Origin of the sequence: Paenibacillus oleatilyticus, from assembly GCF_018998565.1 — a bacterium.
Taxonomy (GTDB): domain Bacteria; phylum Bacillota; class Bacilli; order Paenibacillales; family NBRC-103111; genus Paenibacillus_G; species Paenibacillus_G oleatilyticus.
In genome coordinates, this window is sequence record NZ_JAHNZO010000085.1 from 1 (window position 1) to 629 (window position 629).

1 protein-coding gene is annotated in these 629 nt (G+C 63.4%); it reads right to left on the bottom strand.

Annotated elements, in window-relative coordinates:
- On the bottom strand, positions 1–629 hold a 629-nt coding region (locus tag KQX66_RS36400), incomplete at both ends, for an AMP-binding protein (RefSeq protein WP_216798389.1).

Consider the following 629-nt stretch of genomic DNA (forward strand, 5'->3'; position numbering starts at 1 on the left):
TGGAAGATCTCCCAGCAGGCCGCGTCAAACGACAGGCTGGCGAACAGCAGCGCGCGGTCCTCTTCGCCGATACGCAGCGTATGGTCGTAGTATGCTTTCAGGTTCGTCAGCCCGTGATGCTCCAGCATGACGCCCTTCGGCTTGCCGGTTGTACCCGATGTGTAGATAACATAGGCCAAGTCGTCCGCGCCGGATACCGGCTCCAGGTTCGAGCCGTCGGCATCATAGTTCGCCTCATCGTCCGCCGCAAGCACCGCAACGTCCTTCAGTTCGGCGGCGATGCGCTCGCGAAGCCGTTCCTGCGTCAGCAGCAGCTTCGCGCCCGAATCCTCCAGCATGTAGCGGATGCGGTCTTCCGGATACTCCGGATCGATTGGCACATACGCGCCGCCAGCTTTGAGGATAGCGAACACCCCGACGATCATCTCCAGCGAGCGCTCGACCATCAGGCCGACGAACCGTTCGCGCCGCACCCCGGCGCTGCGCAGCGTGCGGGCGAGGCGGTTGGCCCGCTCGTTCAGCTCGCGGTACGTCAGCCGCTGGCCTTCGCAGTAGACAGCAACCTGCTCCGGTGTCCGCACCGTTTGTTCCTCCAGCAACTGGTAGATCGTCTTCTCGCGAGGCGAGTT